Source organism: Leifsonia poae, from assembly GCF_020009625.1.
In the GTDB taxonomy this organism is placed as follows: domain Bacteria; phylum Actinomycetota; class Actinomycetes; order Actinomycetales; family Microbacteriaceae; genus Leifsonia; species Leifsonia poae_A.
This window is the reverse complement of record NZ_JAIHLP010000002.1, coordinates 1366369-1388752: the sequence shown is the minus strand read 5'-3', so window position 1 is coordinate 1388752 and position 22384 is coordinate 1366369. Positions and strand designations below refer to the sequence as shown.

19 protein-coding genes are annotated in these 22384 nt (G+C 68.4%); 14 read left to right on the top strand and 5 right to left on the bottom strand.

Translation table 11 applies throughout. The features are described from left to right. Positions 1-56 precede the first annotated feature (56 nt). Both K5L49_RS07255 and K5L49_RS07250 read right to left on the bottom strand, forming a co-directional pair. Complete coding sequence (locus K5L49_RS07255; RefSeq protein ID WP_223691539.1) at positions 57-563, bottom strand: S10 family serine carboxypeptidase-like protein; 507 nt, start codon at positions 561-563, stop codon at positions 57-59. Positions 564-598: 35 nt separating this feature from the next. After that, positions 599-1330: a TetR/AcrR family transcriptional regulator gene (locus tag K5L49_RS07250; protein WP_223691538.1), complete on the bottom strand. Its 732-nt coding sequence runs from the start codon at positions 1328-1330 to the stop codon at positions 599-601. A 131-nt stretch (positions 1331-1461) separates the two neighbouring features. Here K5L49_RS07250 and K5L49_RS07245 point away from each other — a divergent pair, with 131 nt between their 5' ends. The 6 genes from K5L49_RS07245 (at position 1462) to K5L49_RS07220 (ending at position 10004) form a co-directional block, all read left to right on the top strand. Further along, positions 1462-4002 carry a beta-glucosidase family protein gene (locus tag K5L49_RS07245; RefSeq protein WP_223691537.1) on the top strand — a complete coding sequence of 847 codons (2541 nt, stop codon included), beginning with the start codon at positions 1462-1464 and terminating at the stop codon, positions 4000-4002. A gap of 45 nt (positions 4003-4047) precedes the next feature. After that, positions 4048-5703 (top strand): ABC transporter substrate-binding protein, encoded by a 1656-nt coding sequence (locus K5L49_RS07240; RefSeq protein WP_223691536.1) that lies wholly within the window; start codon positions 4048-4050, stop codon positions 5701-5703. A gap of 117 nt (positions 5704-5820) precedes the next feature. Beyond that, complete coding sequence (locus tag K5L49_RS07235) at positions 5821-6903, top strand: ABC transporter ATP-binding protein (protein WP_223691535.1); 1083 nt, start codon at positions 5821-5823, stop codon at positions 6901-6903. Beyond that, complete coding sequence (locus tag K5L49_RS07230) at positions 6900-7880, top strand: ABC transporter permease (protein ID WP_223691533.1); 981 nt, start codon at positions 6900-6902, stop codon at positions 7878-7880. Before K5L49_RS07235 ends, K5L49_RS07230 begins: the two co-directional genes overlap by 4 nt. Before the next feature lies 1 nt (position 7881). Continuing rightward, entirely contained in the window at positions 7882-8919 is a 1038-nt protein-coding gene (locus K5L49_RS07225) for an ABC transporter permease (protein ID WP_223691531.1), read from the top strand. Beyond that, complete coding sequence (locus tag K5L49_RS07220) at positions 8916-10004, top strand: ABC transporter ATP-binding protein (protein WP_223691529.1); 1089 nt, start codon at positions 8916-8918, stop codon at positions 10002-10004. The genes K5L49_RS07225 and K5L49_RS07220 overlap by 4 nt, the downstream gene beginning before the upstream one ends. Positions 10005-10065: 61 nt before the next feature. Here the strand turns inward: K5L49_RS07220 and K5L49_RS07215 are convergent, their stop codons facing one another. Continuing rightward, positions 10066-10650: an NADPH-dependent F420 reductase gene (locus K5L49_RS07215; RefSeq protein ID WP_223691527.1), complete on the bottom strand. Its 585-nt coding sequence runs from the start codon at positions 10648-10650 to the stop codon at positions 10066-10068. A 134-nt stretch (positions 10651-10784) separates the two neighbouring features. On the opposite strand from K5L49_RS07215, the gene K5L49_RS07210 reads away from it, so the two are divergent. Then, complete coding sequence (locus K5L49_RS07210; protein WP_223691525.1) at positions 10785-12083, top strand: O-acetylhomoserine aminocarboxypropyltransferase/cysteine synthase family protein; 1299 nt, start codon at positions 10785-10787, stop codon at positions 12081-12083. Positions 12084-12207: 124 nt separating this feature from the next. Here the strand turns inward: K5L49_RS07210 and K5L49_RS07205 are convergent, their stop codons facing one another. Then, positions 12208-13392 carry a MalY/PatB family protein gene (locus K5L49_RS07205; protein ID WP_223691524.1) on the bottom strand — a complete coding sequence of 395 codons (1185 nt, stop codon included), beginning with the start codon at positions 13390-13392 and terminating at the stop codon, positions 12208-12210. Positions 13393-13604: 212 nt separating this feature from the next. On the opposite strand from K5L49_RS07205, the gene K5L49_RS07200 reads away from it, so the two are divergent. The 3 genes from K5L49_RS07200 to K5L49_RS07190 all read left to right on the top strand — a co-directional run bounded on the left by K5L49_RS07200 (position 13605) and on the right by K5L49_RS07190 (position 16983). Further along, positions 13605-13973, top strand: coding sequence for a hypothetical protein (locus K5L49_RS07200; protein ID WP_223691522.1), 369 nt, complete (start codon positions 13605-13607; stop codon positions 13971-13973). A gap of 76 nt (positions 13974-14049) precedes the next feature. Further along, positions 14050-15270 (top strand): trans-sulfuration enzyme family protein, encoded by a 1221-nt coding sequence (locus tag K5L49_RS07195; RefSeq protein WP_223691521.1) that lies wholly within the window; start codon positions 14050-14052, stop codon positions 15268-15270. A gap of 108 nt (positions 15271-15378) precedes the next feature. Further along, on the top strand, positions 15379-16983 hold the full coding sequence (locus K5L49_RS07190) for a stealth family protein (protein WP_223691518.1): 1605 nt from the start codon (positions 15379-15381) through the stop codon (positions 16981-16983). A 43-nt stretch (positions 16984-17026) separates the two neighbouring features. On the opposite strand, the gene K5L49_RS07185 is transcribed toward K5L49_RS07190, so the two are convergent. Then, positions 17027-17983: a phosphodiesterase gene (locus tag K5L49_RS07185; protein ID WP_223691516.1), complete on the bottom strand. Its 957-nt coding sequence runs from the start codon at positions 17981-17983 to the stop codon at positions 17027-17029. A gap of 96 nt (positions 17984-18079) precedes the next feature. On the opposite strand from K5L49_RS07185, the gene K5L49_RS07180 reads away from it, so the two are divergent. The 4 genes from K5L49_RS07180 to K5L49_RS07165 all read left to right on the top strand — a co-directional run bounded on the left by K5L49_RS07180 (position 18080) and on the right by K5L49_RS07165 (position 22384). Beyond that, complete coding sequence (locus K5L49_RS07180; RefSeq protein WP_223691515.1) at positions 18080-19114, top strand: LacI family DNA-binding transcriptional regulator; 1035 nt, start codon at positions 18080-18082, stop codon at positions 19112-19114. Positions 19115-19227: 113 nt separating this feature from the next. Then, positions 19228-20490: an ABC transporter substrate-binding protein gene (locus K5L49_RS07175; protein ID WP_223691514.1), complete on the top strand. Its 1263-nt coding sequence runs from the start codon at positions 19228-19230 to the stop codon at positions 20488-20490. Between the two features lie 65 nt (positions 20491-20555). Further along, positions 20556-21506 carry a carbohydrate ABC transporter permease gene (locus tag K5L49_RS07170; RefSeq protein ID WP_223691513.1) on the top strand — a complete coding sequence of 317 codons (951 nt, stop codon included), beginning with the start codon at positions 20556-20558 and terminating at the stop codon, positions 21504-21506. After that, positions 21506-22384, top strand: a complete 879-nt coding sequence (locus K5L49_RS07165; protein WP_223691512.1) for a carbohydrate ABC transporter permease — start codon at positions 21506-21508, stop codon at positions 22382-22384. The genes K5L49_RS07170 and K5L49_RS07165 overlap by 1 nt, the downstream gene beginning before the upstream one ends.

Below are 22384 nucleotides of genomic sequence, written 5' to 3'. Positions count from 1 at the left end.
CGTGCCGTACGACTCGCCGAACAGGAACCGCGGCGCGTTCCAGTTGTTCGTCAGCGTCAGGTAGCGCGTGATTCCCCGGCGAAGGCATCGATGTCCTGATCGACGCCCCAGACGAGCCCGGGGTCGACCCCGGGGAAGAGCCGGGAGTATCCGGTTCCCGGCGCGTCGAGGAAGACGAGGTCGCTGTGCTCCAGCAAGGAGTGCGGATTGTCGCCGACCGCGTATGGTGCGGGCGGCGTGGCGGACGGTGTCGCTGTGGGAGCGCGTTTTGGCCCGAACCCGCCGATGTTGAGCCAGAGACTCGCCGAACCGGGGCCCCCGTTGAACAGGAAGGTCAGCGGGCGGCGGGGGGCGTTGTCGGACCGGTCGGCGATGTAGGCCACGTAGAACATCGTGGTCAGCGGTCGGTCGTCGTCGGCTCGTACGACGACCTGACCGGCGCTGGCCGTGTAGTCGACGGATCCTGCGCCGAACGAGATCGTGTGCCGGCTCGTCACCGGTGTCTCGTCTTCGCTCACGAATCGCTGCTCGGGGAGCGTGGTCGGCTGGTCGTTTCCCGTCATGAGACTCCTGTCCTAATCCTGCAAATGATTATAGGTTATTCCTTTCCGTCGGCGGGAACCGGTCTGCGCATCCGGTCCGCGCGTCGACGCGCGCTCGGGGCGGGCGTGCCGGTGCTGAGTCGGTCGATGATCTCGTCGAGCACCGTCTGCACGGTTGCGGGCATGTCGACGGCATTCGGGTCGAGCAGCCACTGCACCTGCAGGCCGTCCATGACGGCGATGACCGCGTTGGCGCCATCGCGGACGGCCTTCGGATCGGCGTCGGGGCCGACGACGTCGCGCATGACGCCCTCCACTTTCAGGCGGAGGCCGGCCAGGCGCCCGCGGAAGTACTCCTGGGCGGGATGCCCTTCGGTCACCGACTCGGCCGAGAGCACGGCGTAGGTCTGCACGACGCCGCGATGCTTCAGGTTCTCCTCGGCGGTGTCGACGAGGTGGCCGAGGAATGCCGGGCCCTCGATTTGCGCACGCCCGGCGACGCCGGCGACCGCTTCGCCGTCGCGGTGGCGGAGCACGGCGACCAGGAGGCCCTCTTTGGTGCCGAAGTGGTGCAGCACGCCGGCATGGGTCATTCCCGCTTGGTCGGCGATCTCAGCGAGGGCGCCCTTGTTGTAGCCGTGGGCGCCGAAGACCGCAAGCGCCGCCTCGAGCACGGCTTTCCGGCGTTCGAGGGTGCGCGCTTGCGGCTTGGCGACGCGGTCGGCGGCAGCGCTCCGCTGCGGGGCGGGGGTCGTTCGCCCGGTCGTCTTCTCGGGTGCTTTCGACACGGGGCTCCTCGGGGATGGTCGCCGCGGCGCGGCGAGGGACATCGGCATTCTATTTACTTGCTGACTTGTTAGTAAGTGTGCAACGATAACTCCCGACCACTCGAAGACGAGCCCGAACGGAGAACCGCGACGTGAGCCTCAACCCGGCGATCCGCACCGATGACGACGTGAACGGGCCGATTTCCCGCGTTGCCGAGCTGAGCCTGACCGAGAAGATCGGGCTGCTCACCGGCGCCGGCACCTGGACCTTGCGCGCCCTTCCGCGCATCGGGCTGCGGACGGTGACGGTCTCCGACGGACCGATCGGCGTGCGCGGCATGGACGACGATCCCACCCCCTCCGCCCAGCTCCCCGCGCCGAGTGCGACCGCGGCGAGCTGGGACGCCGATCTGCTCGGCCGCCTCGGAACGCTCATGGCCGACGAGGCGCGCCGTCGCGGAGTCGATGTGATCCTCGCCCCGGTCGTCAACCTGCAGCGCAGCCCGGTCGGTGGCAGGCATTTCGAGTGCCTGTCCGAGGATCCGTGGCTCACGGCGCGGATGGCCGTTCCGTTCGTCGCCGCCATCCAGGCCGAGGGCATCGGTGCCTGCGTGAAGCACTTCGTCGGAAATGAGACCGAGACCGACCGCACCGACTACCTCTCCCGGATCGACGAGCGCACGCTGCGCGAGGTCTACCTCGCGCCGTTCGAGGCGGTCGTCCGTGAGACCGGGGTCTGGTCGATCATGGCGGCGTACAACGGCCTCAGCGCCCTCGGCGAGGAGTCGTCGGCCACGGCGAACACGGCGCTGCTCACCGACATCCTCAAAGACGAATGGCGCTACGACGGCGTCGTCGTCAGCGACTGGCTCGCGACCACGAGCACGGTGGAGTCGGCCGTCGCCGGTCTCGACTTGGTGATGCCGGGTCCCGGCGGGCCGTGGGAACAGCACCTCGACGACGCCGTGCGGCGGGGCGAGGTGCCCGTCGGAGTGATCGACGACAAGGTCGCGCGGCTGCTGCTGCTGGCGAGCCGGGTCGGCGCGCTCGGCGAGGCTTTCACGCCGCTCCCCGGCGAATCCGAGTTCCGCCGCGCGGCCGCTGAGGTCGCTTCCCCCGACTCGGCGCCGGTGCGCGCGCTGCTGCGCGAGGCGGCCGCTCGGTCGACGGTCGTGCTGCGCAACGAGGCGATCCTCCCGCTCGACGGGGATGCGCTGGGGAGCGTCGCCCTCATCGGCGCCAATGCCGTGCACCCCTTCGTGCAGGGCGGGGGCAGCGCCCACGTCGACGCGCCCCTGCTCGCCGACCCGTTCGAGGCGCTGTGCGAGGCGCTGCCGAATGCCCTGATCACCCTGCACCGCGGTGGGTCGACACTGGTCAACGCGCCGGTGGTCGACGACGACGACCTCAGCGCGCCGTCGGGGGAGCGTGGTGTCGTAGCGGACATCCTCGATGCCTCCGGTGCAGTGCTGGAGTCCCGGCTGCTTCCCTCGGCCTCCGGCTCGCTGTGGACGACCGGGCTGCCCGCCGCCGCGACGACCGTGCGGTTCCGCACCCGCGTCGCGCTGCGCCGATCCGGTGAGCACCTGCTCGAGATCGCCCCTGTCGGCGCGCACACGGTCGCGGTCGACGGCACGGTGGTATCCACCTCGGCCGCGAAGGTGGGCGCGGAAGTCGTGCTCGACTCTTCGTACGCGAATCCGCCGGCGGTCGCGGTGCGCGTTCCCGGCGGCTCCCGCCGCTCGGCCGAGATCGATGCCACGGCGCAGGTCGTCGACGCGGCCGCGTTCGGGCGGTTCGCCCGGATCCATCTGCGTCACCTCGCCCCGGAGGCGGGCACCGACGCCGAGATCGCCGAGGCCGTCGAAGCCGCGCGCGCGGCCGACGTCGCGGTCGTCGTCGTCGGCACGAACCCCGAGACGGAGTCGGAGGGTTGGGACCGGCCGACGCTCGCCCTCCCCGGCCGGCAGAACGAGCTGGTGAGACGCGTGGCCGAAGCCAACCCGCGCACCGTCGTCGTCGTCAATGCGGGAGCCCCCGTGCTGCTGCCGTGGCTCGACGAGGTGCCTGCCGTCCTCTGGTGGTGGCTGCCGGGGCAGGAAGCCGGCACCTCGCTCGCCGATGTGCTCCTCGGCACGACGGAGCCGGCGGGGCGCCTGCCCTGGACGCTTCCGGCCGCCGAGGCTGACGTTCCCGTGCCGAACGGCATCCCGATCGACGGGTACATCGACTACGCAGAAGGTGTCGACGTCGGCCACCGCGCCTGGGATCGCCTCGGGCGCACGCCTGCCCGCGAGTTCGGCTACGGCCTCGGTTACGGCCGCTGGCGTTACGACACCGTCGAAGCGGACGAGCCGGATGAGGACGGCACCGTCACGGTGCGCGTCACCGTCGCGAATGAAGCCGACCGTGACGCCCGCGAGGTCGTGCAGCTCTACCTCGAGCCCGAACGACCGGATGCGGAGCGTCCGCTGCGCTGGCTGGCCGGTTTCGCCACCGTCGACGTGCCGGCGGGCGCGAGCGCGACGGTCGAGATCGTGCTCCCCGAGCGCGCTTTCCAGACCTGGAACGTCGACCGTCACCACTGGACGACGCCCAGCACCGGGTACCGGCTCCACGCCGCCCGATCGAGTCGTGATCACCGACTCGCCACACGCGTCATCATCGGCGGTCCGACCGCCGACGACGACTGAGCACCACACATCCTCATCACCATCCATGCAAGGAGGCATAGAACAATGCGAAAGAGAAAAGGACTGATCGCGGTCGCTGCCGCGGTCGTCGCCGTGGGGCTCACGCTCTCCGGCTGCAGCAACTCGGGGAGCAGCTCCGGCGGGTCGCATCCGCTCACCATCGGCATGCCAAACGGTCCGCAGTCGAACAACTCGAACCCGTTCCTCAACACCTCGGCTTCCCGGTCGCTCGGCTATGCATTCGCGATCTACGAACCGCTGGCGCAGGTGAACGACACCCGCCCGGCCAACAAGGCGATCCCGTGGCTCGCCAAGTCGTGGACGTGGAACGCGGACTTCACCAAGCTCACGATCACCGCGCGCAGCGGCGTCAAATGGTCGGACGGCAAAGACTTCACGGCCGCGGACATTGCATACTCGCTCAATCTGCGGAAGACCAATGCCGCGCTCAACGCCGAAGGCCTGCCGTACGGCGACATCAGCACGAGCGGTGACACCGTGACCGTCGACTTCACGACCGGCCAGTTCGTCAACCAGATCAAGGTGCTCCAGCTCTTCATCGTTCCGGAGCACATCTGGAAAGACATCAAAGACCCGACGAAGGACCTCAACCAGAAGCCGGTCGGCACCGGACCGTACGTGCTCAAGACCTGGACCAACCAGGCCGTGACGCTCGATGCGAACCCCGACTACTGGGGCGGCAAGCTGGCCGTGCCCGAGCTGCGGTACACCTCGTACAGTGGCAACGACACGCTGACCACCGCGCTGGCGACGGGTGCGGCCCAGTGGGGCTGGACGTTCATCGCCGACTACAAGAACGTCTACCTGAGCAAGGACACGACCCACAACCACGTGTTCTTCCCCGCGGGTCTCGGCATCGACGCCCTGTTCGTGAACACGAAGACGGCGCCGTTCAACGACGTGGCCGTTCGCAAGGCGCTGAACCTCGTCGTCGACCGTGCCAAGGAGAGCGCCGTGGCCGAGTCCGGGATCTTCCCCGAGCTCAAGAATGTCTCGGGCATCCCCACCCCCGCCGGTGAGTCGTTCATCGCCGCCGACCTGAAGGGCCAGAACTTCACCGTCGACGTCACCGCCGCCAAGAAGACACTGACCGACGCCGGCTACACCTATCAGGGCGCCAACCTGATCGGCAAAGACGGCAAGCAGGTCTCGTTCACCGTTCAGGACCCCTCGGGGTGGAGCGACTACAACACGGGTCAGCAGCTCATCGCCGACGCTGCGAAGTCGATCGGCATCGACGCCAAGGTGGAGACGCCGACGGCGGATGCGTGGACTGCGAACGTGAACACCGGCGACTTCCAGGCCGCGTTGCACTGGACGAACGCGGGATTCACGCCGTGGGAGACGTACTCCAACATGTTCGACCCGGCCTACAACGTGCCGATCGGTCAAACCGCCGTGTGGAACTACGGACGCTATGACGACCCGGCCGCCGCCGCGGCGTTCAAGGCGTACACCGACGCCACGGACGACGCCGGCCGTGCGACCGCGCTCGACAAGATCCAGACGATGTTCGTGTCCGATGTGCCGGCGCTCGCGCTCGACGCCCGACCGGCCGGCGCCGAGTACTCGACGAAGTACTACAGCGGCTGGCCGTCTGACGGGGATGCGTACGCGAACCCGCAGCCGACCGTCGCCAATGTGGCGCTCATCCTGTCCCGCCTCAAAGCGACCAAATAGGGATCGATCCGCGCTCCCGGTTCCCCGTCGGTTCATCCGCCGGGGAACCGGGATGCTCCCACTCACACACGACAACCGGGACGCCGCCGCGCATCCCGTCGATGAAGCAGGTATTCGATGAGCAACGAAAGCACGCCCGGCGAGACCGTGCTCGAGGCGGTGAACCTCACCAAACACTTCCCGGTGCGCGGGATCGGCCGGTCCGGCGTCGTGCACGCCGTCGACGACGTGAGCATCCCGCTCCGGTCGGGGCAGGTCGTCGCCCTCGTGGGCGAATCCGGCTCGGGAAAGTCGACCGTCGCGCGGCTGTTCGCCCGGCTGTACACGCAGACCGCGGGCGAGATCCGCCTGCACGGCCGTGTGGTGACCGCCAAGCGGGGGCGCGCCTTCCGCGCCTACGCCCGACGCGCGCAGATGATCTTCCAAGACCCGTTCGCGTCGCTCAACCCGGTGCACACCATCCGGTATGTGCTCACCCGGGCCGTGCGCATCCATCACGGTGCTCTGCGCGGGGATGCGCTCGAACAGCGCCTGCGAACCCTGCTGGAACGGGTGCAGCTGAACCCCGAGCGGTACCTCGACAAGTACCCGCACGAACTCTCCGGCGGCCAGCGTCAGCGGGTCGTCATCGCCCGGGCGTTGGCGGCGGAACCTGAAGTGCTCCTCGCGGATGAGCCGATCTCGATGCTCGACGTGTCCATCCGGGTCGGCGTGCTGAACCTGCTGAAAGATCTGCGCGACAACTTCGGGATCGCCATCCTGTACATCACCCACGACATCGCCTCGGCCCGCTACTTCGCCGATCGCACCTTCGTCATGTATGCCGGCCGCATCGTCGAATCCGGCGACAGCGAGTCGGTGACCCAGCGGCCGGCGCATCCGTACTCGCAGCTCCTCGTTCGGTCGGCGCCAGACCCGGACAACCTGGCTCAGCTCGACCGCGGACAGGCGGCCGGCGAGCCGCCGAGCATGCTCCGCCCGCCCGAAGGCTGCCGGTTCAGTCCGCGCTGCCCCTTCGCCACCGAGCTGTGCCGCACGCAACCGCCGCTGCTGACGATCGCGCCCGGCCGCGAGGTGGCGTGCTGGGGGTACGCCGCCGCCGTCCCCGGTGGGATGGACACGGTCCCGGCCGGCACACCGCTGCCCGACCTCGGCACGGCCGCCGCCCCCGTCGAGCCCGTGAAGGAGGCCGCGCTGTGAGGTTCTTCATCCGCCGCATCATCTTCTACCTCATCACGGCCTGGGCCGCGGTGACGCTCAACTTCCTGATCCCGCGCGTGATCCCCGGCGACCCGGTGCAGGCGCTGATCAACAAGTTCCAGGGCCAGCTCAGCACGAACGCGATCCACTCCCTCTATGTGCTCTTCGGTCTCGACCACAAGACCTCGCTGTGGGACCAGTACTGGCAGTACTGGGGCGAGATCCTGCACGGCAATCTGGGGCTGTCGTTCGCCTACTTCCCGACCCCCGTCGCCGACGTGATCGGCCAGGCCCTGCCGTGGACCATCGGGCTCGTCGGGATCTCGACGATCCTCTCAGTGCTGCTCGGCACCCTGATCGGCACCTACATCGGCTGGCGGCGCGGCACCTGGCTCGACGGCGTGCTGCCGGTCACGACCTTCTTCTCGTCGGTCCCCTACTTCTGGCTCGGGCTGATGGCCATCGCGCTGTTCGCGGTCACCTGGCAGATCTTCCCGGCCGGCGGCGGATACGATGGCGGGCTCGTTCCCGGCTGGGACTTCGAATTCATCGGCTCCGTGATCCAGCACGCCGCGCTGCCGGCGATCACGATCGTGCTCTCGTCGGTCGCCGGCTGGATCCTCGGGATGCGCAACATGATGGTGACGGTGACGAGCGAGGACTACGTGACCGTGGCGCAGGCGAAAGGCCTCAAAGAGCGAACGGTGATGTTCGGCTACGCCGCCCGCAACGCGGTGCTCCCTCAGGTCTCTGGCTTCGCCCTCTCGCTCGGGTTCGTCGTCTCCGGCACCCTGGTCATGGAGCTCGTGTTCTCCTACCCCGGCATCGGATACTCCCTGTTCCAGGCCATCGGCGCGAAGGACTACCCGCTCATGCAGGGGATCTTCCTCGTCATCACGATCTCGGTGCTCGTAGCCAACATCCTGGCCGATGCCGTCTATGTGTTCCTCGACCCCCGAACCCGACAGGAGTCCTGAGATGTCGAACGTCCCTGTCACCGCGGCCGACACGAGTGTCGACCCCACGGCGCACATCGCCCCCGGCTCGGGCACGAAACTGCGCCGGCGACTGAAACCGATCAGCAACGGCAAGGCGCTGACCGGGCTGATCATCATCGCCATCTTCGTGCTGTTCGCCATCATCGGCCCGCTGGTGGCGCCGTACGATCCGAACAAGATCACGACGGCGCTGCTTCAACCGCCCACCGCGGCGCACTGGATGGGGACCGACCAACTCGGCCGCGACATCCTGTCCCAGCTGCTGGTGGGCACCCGGAATGTGATGGTCGTCGGCGTGCTCGCCGGCATCCTCGCCACGGTGCTCGCGGTGCTGGTGGGGGTCAGCTCCGGGTTCCTCGGCGGCGTCGCCGATGAGATCCTCTCCGCGATCGCGAACATCTTCCTCGTCATCCCGGCGCTGCCCCTGATCATCATCGTCACCGGTGCCGTGCCGGATGCGGGCGCCCTGCTGGTCGCGGCGGTCCTGGCCTTCACCGGCTGGGCCTGGGGTGCGCGCATCCTGCGTGCCCAGACACTCTCGCTGCGCGGCCGGGACTTCGTGGAGGCGGCGCGCGCGAACGGCGAGTCGACCTGGCGGATCGTGTGGTTCGAGACGATGCCGAACCTCACCGCGATCATCGCGTCGAGCTTCATCAGCACGGTCACGTTCGCGGTGCTGACCCAGACGACGCTCGCCTTCATCGGTGTCACCTCGCTGAGCGACTGGAGCTGGGGCACGGTGCTCTACTGGGCACAGTCGAACCAGGCGCTCGCCCGGGGCGCCTGGTGGTGGTTCGTTCCGGCCGGCCTGCTCATCGCCCTTCTCGGGATGGCGCTCACCCTGATCAACTTCGGCATCGACGAGTTCGTCAACCCGCGGTTGCGGCTCGCCGGTCTCAGCGCGCGCGCGATGCGCAAGAAGGGCATCGTGCCCCGCATCGGATTCACCGCCATGACCCGCGACGCACCGAGCGGGCCCATCGGCGCAGCACAGCCCAACCAGGAGGCAACGAGATGACGCTGTCAGCAGAGCAGAGCCGCATCCCGGCTTCCACGACGGACGACGGGGCGAAACCCATCCTCGAGATCCGCAACCTCTCCGTGGACTACGGATACGGCGATCAGCGGGTGCACGCGCTCCGCAACGTGAGCCTCACGCTGCGCGAAGGGGAGGTGCTCGGGCTCGCCGGCGAGTCGGGCTGCGGCAAGTCGACGCTCGTCTACGGGGCGACGAGGCTGCTGCCGCCGCCCGGCCTCATCAGCAGCGGCGAGGTGCTCTACTACGACGAGTCGGGCACCGCCGTCGACATCCTCCGACAAGAAGAAGAGGATCTGCGCGCAAGCCGCTGGCAGGACACGGCCATCGTGTTCCAGGGCGCGATGAACTCGCTCAACCCGGTGTACCGCATCGGCAGGCAGATCACGGACGCGATCGCGGCGCACCGGCCGGAGTCGACGAAGCGGGAACGGGACGACCGGGCGCGCGAACTGCTCTCGATGGTCGGGATCGCCTCAGACCGGCTCCGCTCCTACCCGCACCAACTTTCCGGGGGGATGCGCCAGCGCGTAATGATCGCCATGGCGCTCGCGCTCGAGCCGCGAGTGCTCATCATGGACGAGCCGACGACCGCGCTCGACGTCGTCATGCAGCGCCAGATCGTGGAGCAGATCGTCGAACTGCGGGAGCGACTCGGGTTCTCGGTGATCTTCATCACGCACGATGTGTCGCTGCTGATCGAGATCGCCGACCGCATCGCGATCATGTACGCGGGGGACATCGTGGAGCAGGGGCCGGCGGCCCAGCTCTACCGCGAGCCGCGGCATCCGTATACGCGGGGGCTGCTGAATTCGTTCCCGCCCCTGCACGGGCCCCGGCGCGAGATGACCGGCATCCCGGGGTCGCCCCCCGATCTCGTCAACCTGCCGACGGGATGTGCGTACCACCCGCGCTGTCCGTATGCGATGGACCGGTGCCGCGTCGAATCGCCGAGCCTGCTCCCGCCGACCGCCGCCGGTCACGAGCCGGGCCGCCTGGTCTCCTGTTGGCTCGACGAAGACCCGGCCGTCACCCCGCCCCCGGAACTCTCCCTCCGCTCCTCCTGACCCCTACCCGCGCCCGCCGCCGCCCGCCTCCGTCCGTCAACGGAGGTCGGGGCGCACGGGGTCAGGGCGTTTGGAGGCGGAATGCGACGAAGGGGGCGAAACCGCGGTCGACGAGGTCCACCTCGAAGCCGGCCAGGTTCTCGAGGTGGCGTGCCACGCGCAATGGACCGACATCGACCGGCTCGCAGCCGATCTGTTCGATGAGCGCCGCGACGACCGCCTTGGCCGGGGCGTCATCGGAGGCGATCAACACCTGAACCGGATCGACCCGATCTTCGGCGAGCCATTCGGCGTAGACGGAGTTGAACGCCTTCACCACGGTCGCCGTGGGTACCACCGCCGCGATCCGCTCCGCGAGGGAGGCGCCGCCGGCGTACCGGCTCTCGAATCCCGGGGCGTCGAGCGGATTGGTGATGTCGATCAGGATCGAGCCGGCCAGCGCATCCGCGAGGGACGCGACGATCTCCAGTGCGGACGTGTCGTGCAGGGCGAGGATGACCGCCTCCGCCCCGGCGGCGCTGCGGTAGTCGGTCGCCCCGGATGCGCCGATGGTCTCGCTCCGTCGCTGCGCGCGGTCGGGGTCCCGGGACCCGATGACGACCTCGTGGCCGGCCCGCACCAGTCGTGACCCCAGTGCCGAGGTCATGGCCCCGTGCCCAGAATGGCGATACGCATACGGCGAGCGTACCCATCCACGGCGCCAGGCGGGGGACGGGGTGTGTGCGTCGAAGTGTTGCGAAGGGATGTGGGCGTGAGGGGTGGGGTTTGTACTGTTGGGTCATGAGTGACAGCGAGACCGGTGGCCGGGATTTCGAGACGCGGCAGATCCACGCCGGCGCAGTGATCGACACCCAGACCCGGGCGCGGATCACCCCCGTCTACCAGACCGCAGGCTATGTCTTCGACGGCTTCGACGACGGCGAGGACCGGTTCGCCGGCCGCACCTCCGGCCGCGCGTACTCCCGCAACGACAACCCCACGAACGCGGTCGCCGGGCGGCGCCTGGCCGACCTCGAGGGCGGCGTGGACGGCATCGTGGTGGCGAGCGGGCAGGCCGCGATCGCCGCCGCACTGTTCGCTCTCGCCCGGGCGGGCGACCACATCCTCGCCACCTCGTCGCTCTACGAGGGCACCCGTGAGATGTTCCGCGGGGCGCTGCGCCGGCAAGGGTTGGAGGTCGAATACGTTCCGGATGAGGCGGACGACGCGCACTGGGCCGCCCGGATCACCGAGCGTACGCGCGCGATCTACACCGAGACCATCCCGAACCCGCTGAACCAGGTCGTCGACCTGGAACGGCTCGCCCGGATCGCGCATGCGGCCGGGGTCCCGCTCGTCGTCGACAGCACCGTGGCCACTCCGTACCTCTGCCGGCCGATCGAGTGGGGCGCCGACATCGTCATCCACTCGACCTCGAAGTGGCTCGCCGGGCACGGATCCGTGATCGGTGGCGCGGTGATCGACGGCGGCCGGTTCGACTGGGCCGCGCAGGCGGAGCGCTTCCCTCACCTGGTGGAGTCGCCGCGCCCCGGTGTCCCCTCCTTCGTCGACAGGTTCGGCGAGGGGGCCTATCTCGCCTACCTGCGCACGGTCACGGTTCTCGAATACGGTCCCACCGTTCCACCGACCAGCACCTTCCTGCTGCTGCACGGGATCGAGACCCTGTCGCTGCGGATGGAGAGGCACGTGGCGAACTCGCAGCGGATCGCCGAATGGCTGGCCGAGCAACCGCAGGTCGCCGCGGTGGCCTACCCGGGCCTCGCCTCCGACCCGTACCACGAGAGGGCACGACGCTACCTGCCGCAGGGGGCCGGCGCAGTGGTCACGATCGATCTCGCCGGAGGGCGGGATGCCGCGCGTCGGTTCATCGACGCGCTCGAGCTGGTGAGCCCGATGACGCATATCGGGGATGTGCGCACCCTCGCGATCCACCTCGGAAGCACCATCCACGCGAAGCTCAGCGAGGAGGAGCGCCTCGAGGCGGGCATCACCCCCGGCCTCATCCGGCTCTCCATCGGTCTGGAAAGCGCACGCGACCTCATCGCCGACCTCACTCGCGGCCTCGCCGCCGCCGCCTGACCGCCACCTGACCGCCACCTCCCCAACCCTTCGCCAAACATGTGGCGCAGATGCGAACAGTGGCACGCTCAGAGGCGGCATGTGGCGCAAATGTTCGCCGGGTGGGGTGGGTGTGGGGTGGGTGTCAGGCGGGGGTGGCGATGCGCGTGGCGGCCGCAGGGCGTCGCGCTGCGGCTGCGATGCGGCGCACGGCTTCGCTGATGGTGGCGGGGTCGCAGGCGATGTTCATTCGTGCGAATCCGCGGCCGCCCGGCCCGAATGTCGGGCCGGAGTTGAGGGCGACCCTCGCCCGGTCGAGCAGTTCGGCCGCCGGGTCGTCGCCCAGCTCCAGGGCACGGAGGTCGAGCCAGACCAGGTAGCCCGCATCCGGTTGCACGGCACGCACTTCGGGAAGGTGGGTGGCGAGCTCGTCGGCCAGCAGACGGTAGTTCGCCGTGATCCGGTCGATGGTCTCGGCCAGCCACGCCTGCGACGAGAACGCAGCGATGTTGGCGTGCAGGCCGATGATGCTGGTGCGTGCCGCGAGCTCCTCGGGAAAGCGGGTCAGCAGTGCGGCGCTGTCTGCATCGTTGGCGACGGCGACCGCGCATTTGAGGGCGGCGAGGTTCCAGCCTTTGCTGGCGGAGGTCACGGTGACCGATCTGACCCCCGCCCCGGTACACGCGACGGCGAAGGGGGTGAACGGGGAACCGGGATGCGCGAGCGGGGCGTGCACTTCGTCGCTCACCACGAGCACGTCGTAGCGGGCGGCGAGCCGCGCGAGCTCGCGCAGGCTGGCCAGGCTGTGCGAGCGACCCGTCGGATTGTGGGGGTTGCAGAGCAGGATGGCGTCGACGCCCGAGGCGAACGCCGTCTCGAGCGCGGGCAGGTCGAGCGACCAGCCGGTCTCTTCGCGGAGGGGAACCTCCACCGTCTCGGCGTGGGCTTCGCCGACCATCTCGTAGAAGGGTGCGTAGACCGGCGGGGTGAGCACCACGCGTCCACCGTCGCGGGGGAGGGCCAGCCGCAGCGTCTCGAGGACACCGACCGTCACATCCGTGGCGAGGTGCACACGGGATTCGTCGACCGCCCAGCCCCAGGCGTGCCCGGCGAAGTCGGCGAAGGCGGCGGCGAGCGGCCCGGGGGAGTCCAGGTAGCCGGTGTCGGAGCGAAGCAGGTGGTCGATGGCCGTCTGGGCGATGGCGGGCGCGATCTCGAAGTCCATCTCGGCCACCGACATCGGCAGCACATCGGCGGGGAACCGGTGCCATTTGATGCTGGTCCTGCGTTCGCGCAGGTCGGCGAGAGGTCGCGCTTGGATGCCACTCATGCGACAACTTTCCTCCCCCGGCGGCGCTGGGGCGAACCGGGGCGTCGAAAAGTGAAACAATCCGGCCCCGCCGGTCCCAGACCCCCGAACTGGAGGGAGAAGTCGACGGAAATGAGTCGGAGAGCCGCGTCATAGTCCGGCCGGCGACCAGTCTCTCGAGTGAAAGAGACTTCGCTTACCCGGCACAGTCGCCCACCCGAAGGAACGACATCTTGAACTCTCGCACGCTCGCGGACACCCGGCCGCACACGACCACCCGCCCCAGCAACACCAGCAACACAAGCAGCGCGCAGCCCCGGCCGCGCGCCTGCGCGTCCCCCGGACTGTTCGGCGACGAGAAGGCGACGTCGCCTTTCCTCGTCGTCCGGTCGTTCCTGAACGCCTATGCAGCCCTCCCGGCGTCGGAGCGGGACGAGGGGGCAGGTCGCCTCCTTCTCTCGGCCGATCTCGACGTCGAGGTGACGGTGCACGGCTTCCGCATGCTCACGAGCGTGCTCGCCCCGGCCGCGGCCGTGGGAAGCCCGCCGACGCGGGCGATGCTGGAGGAGCACGCGGATTGGTGGCTCGCCCAGCTGCCCTGAGCGCGCCTCGGAGCAACGGTTCGACCGGCGCGTAACACGGGGGACGACCGACCATCCGCGGTCGTATGGTGGCCCCATGGCCACCGCATCCCGCCCCCGTCCCGACAAGCACGCGCCGGCCGAGCTCGGTTTCGCGAGTCAAGCGGTGCACGCGGGCAACGCCGTCGACCCCGGAACTCGCGCATTGCGCACGCCGATCGTCATGGCGAACTCGTATGCGCTCCCCGACGACCCGTCCACCTTGAGCTGGTCGGGCACCGATGTGCCGCTCTACACCCGGAACGGCGGGGTCAACCAGCACGGGCTCGAACGCAAGCTGGCGGTGCTGGAGCGGGGCGAGGACGCGGTCGCCCTCGCCTCCGGTGTCGCCGCCCTGCACGCCGTGTTCTTCACTCTGCTGAACCCGGGGGACCACGTCGTGGTCGCCGACATCGCTTACGAGGCGACCTTCCGGCTGTTCAGCGAGCTGCTGCCCGAGAAGTTCGGAATCACCGCGACGTTCGTCGACACCTCCGATCTCGCCGCGGTGCGGAGGGCAGTGCGGCCGGAGACCCGGCTCGTGCACATCGAGACCGTGGCCAACCCCACCACGCGCGTCACCGATGTCGATGCCGTCGCCGCGATCGCCCACGAGGCGGGCGCCCTCGTCTCGATCGACAACACGTTCACCCCGCCGCCCCTGTTCCGTCCGCTCGAGCACGGCGCCGACCTCGTCGTGCATTCGCTGACGAAGTACATCAACGGCCACGGAGATGCGATCAGTGGCGCCGTCATCGGCTCGGCCGCCCTCATCCGTCGGCTCAAACTCGACGCGATGGTCGATGCGGGCGGCGTGATCAGCCCGTTCAACGCCTGGCTGGTGATGCGGGGGTCGGTCACGCTGCCGTTGCGCATCCGGCAGCACAGCGAGTCTGCGCTGGCTGTCGCGGAGTTCCTGGAACGGGACCCGCGGGTGGCGTTCGTCGCGTATCCGGGACTCGTCTCGCATCCGCAGCATGAGCTGGCTGTGCGATTGCTCGACGGCGGGTTCGGCGGCATGATGGCGTTCGCCGTCGCGGGCGACAAAGATGCGCAGAACCGGTTCGTCTCCCGGCTGCGGGTGATCACCAGCGCCGTCTCGCTCGGGCACGACGAGTCGCTCATCGTGCACGTCGACTCGTCGGGACCGCGGGTGGCGTTCTATCCGGAGGAGTTCCGCACATTCGGGCATCTGCGCTTCTCGGTGGGGCTGGAGGACGCTCGCGACCTGATCGACGATCTGGCCGCGGCTCTCGACGACACCTTCGGCGCGCGCTGAGGAGCCCGGGCCGATCCGGCCGGAACCGGGGCGTTTCCGCAGCCCGCTGACGTACTCTTCTTGGGGTGGCCCCTCGTGGTCGCCTTCAGCGCACGACGACAGGGGACCATGACGACAGGCAGCGCCGCAACGCACAACATCTCGCTCGAGCCCGCCACCGAACCCGATGGGGAGTTCGGGCCCGCGCACGGCGAAGGCGCTGTTCCCCGATCGTGGCCGAACACGCACCGTCGACCCGATGTCGTCGTTCGCAAGGGCGTTGCCCGTCTCGTCAACACCACCCTCACCCCGCACCAGGCGCTCGTCGAGGATCTGCTGTTCGTGGGCGATGTGCTGACGGCCGCGGGCATCGAGTTCCTGCTGGTGCGCGGCAACGACGAACGTCCGGTGATCGCGGTGGATCAGAGCCTGAAGCACCGGCTCACGGATGCGCTGGCGAACGCCTGCGAAGACGAGCCGCTCTACTCGCGCACGATCGACGGCAAGGGCCGCCCTGTTCTCGTCAACGCGGGGATGCTCTCCACCAAGCGCAAGGCGCGCATCTTCCGCCTCTACCGCCCGCGCATCGAACCGGTCGGCGGCCTCAGCTACGGCGCCTCCACGGGGGTCGAGCTGCAGCTGTGGCGGTTCGGCGACGAGTTCATCGACTGCCCGGTGGAGAACTCGCTCACCCGGCGGCTGCTGCCGCGCAGCGAAGATGTGCGAAGCACGGTCGACCTCTACGGCCGCACCTGGAACACCCTGCGCGGCATGTTCGACGCCCACGCCTCCGATGTGCTGTTCGACATCGACATCGTCTTCTCGTGGGTCGACGGCTCCGACGTCGAGTTCCAGCGGGCGCGGGCCAAACGGATGCGCAGCTACGTGGTCGGCGAGGGTGACGACTCCGAGGCCCGGTTCCGCCAGATCGACGAGCTCAAGTACGCGCTCCGCTCCGTCTACCTGTTCGCGCCGTGGGTGCGCAAGATCTTCATCGTCACCGACTCGCCGCGCCCGGCCTGGCTCGCCGAGCACCCGTCGGTGCAGGTCGTGCGCAGCGACGAGTTCTTCACCGATCCCGAGGCGCTGCCCACACACAATTCCCAGGCCGTGGAGAGCCAGCTTCAGCACATCGACGGGCTCAGCGAGCACTTCCTGTATTCCAACGACGACATGTTCTTCGGCCGTCCGGTGCAGCCGGGCATGTTCTTCTCGCCGGGCGGGGTCACCAAGTTCATCGAGGCGCAGACCCGCATCGGTCTGGGCGAGAGCAACCCCGACCGCAGTGGCTTCGAGAACTCTGCCCGCGTCAACCGGCGGCTGCTCTGGGAGCGTTTCGACCGCGTCATCACCCGGCATCTGGAGCACGCCGCCGCACCGCTTCGCAAGAGCGTGCTGTTGGAGCTTGAGCGCGAGTTCCCGGACGATTTCGCACGTACCCAGCGCAGCCAGTTCCGGTCGAGCACCGACATCTCTGTCACCAACTCGCTGTACCACTACTACGCGTTGATGACCGGTCGGGCCGTGCAGCAGTTCAACGCGGATGTGCGGTACGTCGATACGACCGCCCGCTCCGCCCTCGCATCGCTCCCCGGGATGCTCAAAGACCGGGAGCACGACTTGTTCTGCCTGAACGACGGCAGCTTCCCGGAAGTGTCCGCCGAGGAGCGGGCGTCGATCGTCGTCGACTTCTTGGAGCGCTACTTCCCGATCCGCGCCCCCTGGGAGCGCTGACCGCGCATGGCCGTCGGGCGTCGAGTCGGGATGCCCGCTCGGGTCAGCCTGCGGGCGTCAACGACGGAACGGTGAGCGGTTCCTCCGCCGGCGTCGCACGGACGTCGGCGGGCGGGATGACGATGCCCGCCTCGTTCAGCAGGGCGGCGGACTGCTCACCGGTCACGTAGCTCACCGTCGGGTACTGCCCGATGGGGACGACCGAGTGCAGCACTGTCGAGCCGTAGACGTGCACGAGGTTGAACGCCTGCGCCCCGTCGCGGCCGCGCGTGCCGCCGACCGGCACGTTGAGGTCTTGTGTGTAGCAGGTGGCCGAGGCGACCGAGACCGGAATGCCGGCGAAAGTCGCATTGGTCGAATAGTGCAGGTGTCCCGCGATGATGCTGCGCACATCCGACCCTTCGAGCACTTCGCTGAGCGCCCATTGGTCTCGCAACTCCACCGACACGGCGAGGTCGAGCACGCTCGGTACCGGCGGGTGGTGCATGGCGAGGATCGTGCCGTGCGGTGCCGGAGTGGAGAGCTCTTCGGCGAGCCAGTCGAGTTGGGCGTCGGTGACGACGCCGTGATGTGCCCCCGGAACCGTCGAATCGAGGGCGATGATGCGCAGACCATTGATGTCGTGCACCTGGTCGATGGGTTCCTCCGATGGGGCGAGGCCGAGGAGCTCGGTGCGGAAAGCCGCCCGGTCGTCGTGGTTGCCCATGACCCAGATCACTCGGGCGCCCATCCGGGCCGCGGCCGGCTCGACGATCGCGCGCAGCTTCGCGTACGCCTCCGGGTCGCCTTTGTCGGCCAGGTCGCCCGTCAGCACGATCGCCTCCGGTCGTGCGCCGGCCGCCTCGAACTCGGCGAAGATCTCGCGCAGGTGCGCCTCGGCGTCGACGGCATCGTAGAGCAGGCCGTCGCCGGTGATGAGGTGGGTGTCGCTCAGGTGGACGAGGAAATGGCTGGGCCGGGGGTACTCCGCGATTCGCGTAGCCTGCGCCTGCGTGCTCATACTGGCCATCCCACCAGCACAATCTGAATGCACGGTGCACGCAGGGCGGCGAGTTGGATCACACCCTAGGATGACTGCAACGGAAGGGAGATCCCGATGTCGGCGACTCTGCGCGACGTTGCCGAGTTGTCGGGCGTCTCGGTCAAGACGGTTTCCAACGTCGTCAACGGCTACGAGTTCGTCAAGGATTCGACCCGCGCCCGGGTACTCGCTGCGATCGAAGAGCTGGGATATCAGCCGAATCTCGCCGCCCGCAATCTGCGCGCCGGCCGTACCGGGGTCATCGGGCTGGCCGTTCCTGAGCTCAGCTTCAGCTATTTCGCCGAGCTCGCGGATGCGGTGCTCGAGGCGGCCCGCCGCCGCGATTACGTGGTGCTCATCGAGCAGACCGGCGGCGACCGCGAGGCCGAGCTCGAACTGTTGCGGGGGCCGCGGTTGTCCATGCTCGATGGGCTGCTGTTCTCGCCGCTCGGCATGTCGACGGACGACGCGCACTTCCTCGACGTGAACTATCCGCTGGTCCTGCTCGGCGAGCGGGTCTTCGACGGGCCGACCGATCACGTCGCCATGCAGAACGTCAACGGTGCCTTCGCGGCCACCGAGTACCTGATCCGTTCGGGTCGGCGGTCGATCGCCGTACTCGGAGCGCACGAGAACGAGTCCGTCGGGTCGGCCGCGCTTCGGCTGGCCGGGTATCGCAATGCACTCGAGCAGAACGGCATCCCGTTTTCGCCCGAGCTCGTCGTTTTCCGGCAGGGCTGGCACCGCACCGACGGAGCGGCGGCGACGCTCGAGCTGCGGGAGCGCGGCGTGCGCTTCGACGCGATCTTCGCCCTGAACGACGAGCTCGCTCTGGGAGCGTTGCGCGTGCTCAATCAGGAGAATGTGCGCATCCCCGAAGATGTCGCGGTCATGGGCTTCGACAATCTCGTCGAGAGTCAATTCGCGATGCCGAGCCTGAGCACGATCGATCCGGGTCGCGCCGACATCGCCGAGAAGGCCCTGACCGCCCTGATCGAGCGGATCGGCGACCGCGACCACACGGTCGGGCCGCCACGCAGCCTGGATGTGCCGTTCACCCTGATCGCGCGCGAATCCACGCCGGCGCCCGCGTTGATCACACGTCCGTAACGGTCGTTGACAGTGGGATCGGCTTGTTCTTATAATCATGTACAACGTTGGAATTACAACGTTGGAAACCCGTATAGATCGACGTCGGCGTCGATCCCCCAGAGAGGCATTCAATGAAGAAGCTCATAGCGACCCTCGCGGTCGTCGCCGGCGCGGCCGCCGCATTGACCGGCTGCTCGGCCTCAGGAGGCAGCTCCTCCTCCGACCACATCGATCTCACGTTCTGGCACGGCTACACCGAGGCCGACGGCAAGGTGCTCGACACGATCGTCGACGACTTCAACAAGTCGCAGAAGCAGATCACGATCAAGACCACCACCAAGACCTGGGCGGTCATCGGCGACACACTGCTCCCGGCCCTCTCCGCCAAGAAGGGGCCCGACATCGTCGCTCTCCCGGCCGAGAACCTCCCCGTCTACGCCGCCAAGGGCGCATTCGCCAAGCTGGACGACTTCTACGCGAGCGACGCCACGAAACAGGCCTCGCTGAATCCGCGCGCGGTCGAGATGGAGAAGGTCGACGGCTCCTACTACGGTGTCCCGACCGGCTTCGTCCCCCTCTCGGTGATCTACAACAAGGGCCTGTTCGCCAAGGCCGGGATCACCGAGTTCCCGAAGACCTGGGACGAGTGGGTCGCCGACGCGAAGAAGCTGACGATCGACGAGAACGGCGACGGCACGCCCGAGCAGTACGGTCTCGCCCTGCCAGACCACGCCACGGTCGGCAACGGTGTCTGGGCCAGCCTGTTCTACGGCAATGGCGGCGAGCTGGTGAAAAACGGCACGTCGGCGCTCGACTCGACCGAGAACGCGCAGACCCTGAAGTTCTGGTCGGATGCGGTCATCAACGGCCACATTTCGCCCACCGGGCTCGACGGCGTCGGCTCCGACAAACTGTTCAGCTCGGGTAAGGCAGCGATGGAGATCGGTGGGCCCTGGATGGCCGGCGTCGCGACCGAGAACAAGATCGACTACGGCATCGCCGGCATCCCCGCCGGCCCGAAGGGCCAGGCCGCCTCGGCCATCGGAATCAGTGCCGCGGTCACCGCCCAGGCCGACTCGGCCAAGAAGGCCGCGGCGGAGAAGTTCTTCACGTACTTCTTCACCAAAGAGGTCGCCACGAAGTGGTCGCTCGGCTCCGGCTGGCCGCCCCTGCGCACCGACATCCCGGCGTCCGCCGTCGCGGAGAACCCGGTCGTCGCCGCGCTCACCGCGATCTCCGGCACGGCTCGGCCGCTGCTCCCCGGCGTCGCGAACAGCGTCGACGTGCTGTCGGCCGTCGATGAGGCGACGCAGAAATCGCTGGCCGGAGGCGACGCGTCCGCGTTGCTGAAGACCGCCTCAGGCCAGGTCCAGCAGGCGCTGGACGGCAAGTAACACCGAACCGAACCGGTGGCCGCCCCCTCACCGAGGGCGGCCACCACACCCCCGAAAGACATGCGATGACGACTGCTCTGAGACCCCCGCGGAAGGCCTATCGGCCACCCGCCCCGCTCGGCGGGCGCGGACCGATCCGCACCCGCCGAGGCTCGGCGAGGATCGCCCTGTTCTTCCTGCTCCCGGCGCTGGTGATCCTCACCGCGTTCGTGGCCTGGCCGATGCTCTCGGCGCTGCGGCTGTCGTTCACGAACAGCAGCGGCTTCGGCCCGGAAGAGTGGGTGGGTCTCGACAACTACGTGCAGATCTTCACCGACCCGCGCATCCTCGGCACGCTGGGCACGACCGCGCTCTACGCGGTGCTGTTCACCCCGACGGCCTTGGTGGGTGCCCTGGCGCTCGCTCTGCTGCTCAATAATCCGCGCTTGGCCGCCCGGGGATTCTTCCGCACGGCCCTGTTCATCCCGTTCATCGTCTCGCTCGCGGTCGCCGCTTTCGCCTGGTCGTATCTTCTCGACCCGCAGGTGGGACTGCTCAACTACTGGCTGCGCTCGGTCGGCATCCAGCTCGGCAATGTGCTGCAGGATCCGGTGCTCGCGATGCCGACGGTCGTGCTCGTCGCCGTCTGGAAGAGCTTCGGCTTCTACATGGTGATCTTCATTGCCGGACTGCAGGAGATCCCGGTCAGCCTCTACGAGGCGGCGCGGCTCGACGGGGCGGGAGCCTGGAAGCGCTTCCTGCACGTGACACTGCCACAGCTGAGCAACACCCTGGCGTTCGTCGTGATCTTCGCGATGATCGCAGCGCTGCAGGCGTTCGATCAGATTTACGTGATGACCGGCGGTGGGCCGTACCGCTCGACGCAGACCGTCGTGATGGAGATCTACCAGGAGGGCTTCAAGAAGCTCGACCTCGGTCTCGCCTCGGCCCTCTCCTATGTGCTGCTGCTGGCGACGCTCATCCTCAGCCTCGTCCAATTCCGCTTCTTCGGCCGTCGTGAGAAAGACCTGAGCTGATGACCACCACCGTTCCCTCCGCCCCGGTCGCCACGGCAGGCCGCCGCCGCCCGCAGCTCGGCAGCCGAGCCTCCCGCTGGCTGCTGTTCGCCGCGGTGCTGGTGCTCGCCCTGATCGTGCTGCTGCCGGTGATCGTGATCGTGTTCACCGCGTTCAAACCCGCCGCCGAGATCAATGCCTACCCGCCGACGCTGGCGCCCGGCGCCTGGACGCTCGACAACTTCGTCAAGATCTTCAACGATCTGCCGTTCGCGCGGCTGTTCCTCAACAGCTTCCTCTTCGCCGGCGGTGTCACGATCTGTGCGCTGGTCTTCGACTCGCTCGCGGCCTACGCGCTGGCGCGGCTCGACTTCCGCGGTAACAAGGTGCTGCTCATCGTGATCGTCGCCAGCCTGATGATCCCGTTCCAGGCCACTCTGATCCCGATCTACCAGCTCGTGGGGAACCTCGGGTGGGTGAACACATTCGCCGGGCTGATCATCCCGCGCGCGGCGGACGCCTTCGGGATCTTCTTCCTGCGCCAGTTCTTCGTGGCGCTGCCCCGTGACCTCGACAATGCGGCCCGCATCGACGGCGCGAGCGAATTCCGGGTCTTCCGCAGTGTCGTTCTGCCGAACGCCCTGCCCGCGCTCCTCACTCTGGCGATCTTCACCTTCGTGAACAACTGGAACGACCTGCTGTGGCCCCTCGTGTTCACGACGAGCCCCGATATGGGCACGATCACCTCGGGGCTCACGCTGCTCACCGGGCCGAGCGGGATCATCCCCTACGGCACCATGATGGCCGGCTCGCTGATCGCCGTGCTGCCGCTGGCGATCATGTTCCTCATCATGCAGCGCCGCTTCATCGAGAGCGTCGCCACCACCGGACTGAAATGA

Bases quoted from the DNA above. Each gene is read 5' to 3' on its own strand.
- K5L49_RS07255 (WP_223691539.1), bottom strand. From the start codon at position 563: ATGACGGGAAACGACCAGCCGACCACGCTCCCCGAGCAGCGATTCGTG.
- K5L49_RS07240 (WP_223691536.1), top strand. From the start codon at position 4,048: ATGCGAAAGAGAAAAGGACTGATCGCGGTCGCTGCCGCGGTCGTCGCC.
- K5L49_RS07235 (WP_223691535.1), top strand. From the start codon at position 5,821: ATGAGCAACGAAAGCACGCCCGGCGAGACCGTGCTCGAGGCGGTGAAC.
- K5L49_RS07225 (WP_223691531.1), top strand. From the start codon at position 7,882: ATGTCGAACGTCCCTGTCACCGCGGCCGACACGAGTGTCGACCCCACG.
- K5L49_RS07220 (WP_223691529.1), top strand. From the start codon at position 8,916: ATGACGCTGTCAGCAGAGCAGAGCCGCATCCCGGCTTCCACGACGGAC.
- K5L49_RS07215 (WP_223691527.1), bottom strand. From the start codon at position 10,650: ATGACCTCGGCACTGGGGTCACGACTGGTGCGGGCCGGCCACGAGGTC.
- K5L49_RS07210 (WP_223691525.1), top strand. From the start codon at position 10,785: ATGAGTGACAGCGAGACCGGTGGCCGGGATTTCGAGACGCGGCAGATC.
- K5L49_RS07205 (WP_223691524.1), bottom strand. From the start codon at position 13,392: ATGAGTGGCATCCAAGCGCGACCTCTCGCCGACCTGCGCGAACGCAGG.
- K5L49_RS07195 (WP_223691521.1), top strand. From the start codon at position 14,050: ATGGCCACCGCATCCCGCCCCCGTCCCGACAAGCACGCGCCGGCCGAG.
- K5L49_RS07190 (WP_223691518.1), top strand. From the start codon at position 15,379: ATGACGACAGGCAGCGCCGCAACGCACAACATCTCGCTCGAGCCCGCC.
- K5L49_RS07185 (WP_223691516.1), bottom strand. From the start codon at position 17,983: ATGAGCACGCAGGCGCAGGCTACGCGAATCGCGGAGTACCCCCGGCCC.
- K5L49_RS07180 (WP_223691515.1), top strand. From the start codon at position 18,080: ATGTCGGCGACTCTGCGCGACGTTGCCGAGTTGTCGGGCGTCTCGGTC.
- K5L49_RS07175 (WP_223691514.1), top strand. From the start codon at position 19,228: ATGAAGAAGCTCATAGCGACCCTCGCGGTCGTCGCCGGCGCGGCCGCC.
- K5L49_RS07170 (WP_223691513.1), top strand. From the start codon at position 20,556: ATGACGACTGCTCTGAGACCCCCGCGGAAGGCCTATCGGCCACCCGCC.
- K5L49_RS07165 (WP_223691512.1), top strand. From the start codon at position 21,506: ATGACCACCACCGTTCCCTCCGCCCCGGTCGCCACGGCAGGCCGCCGC.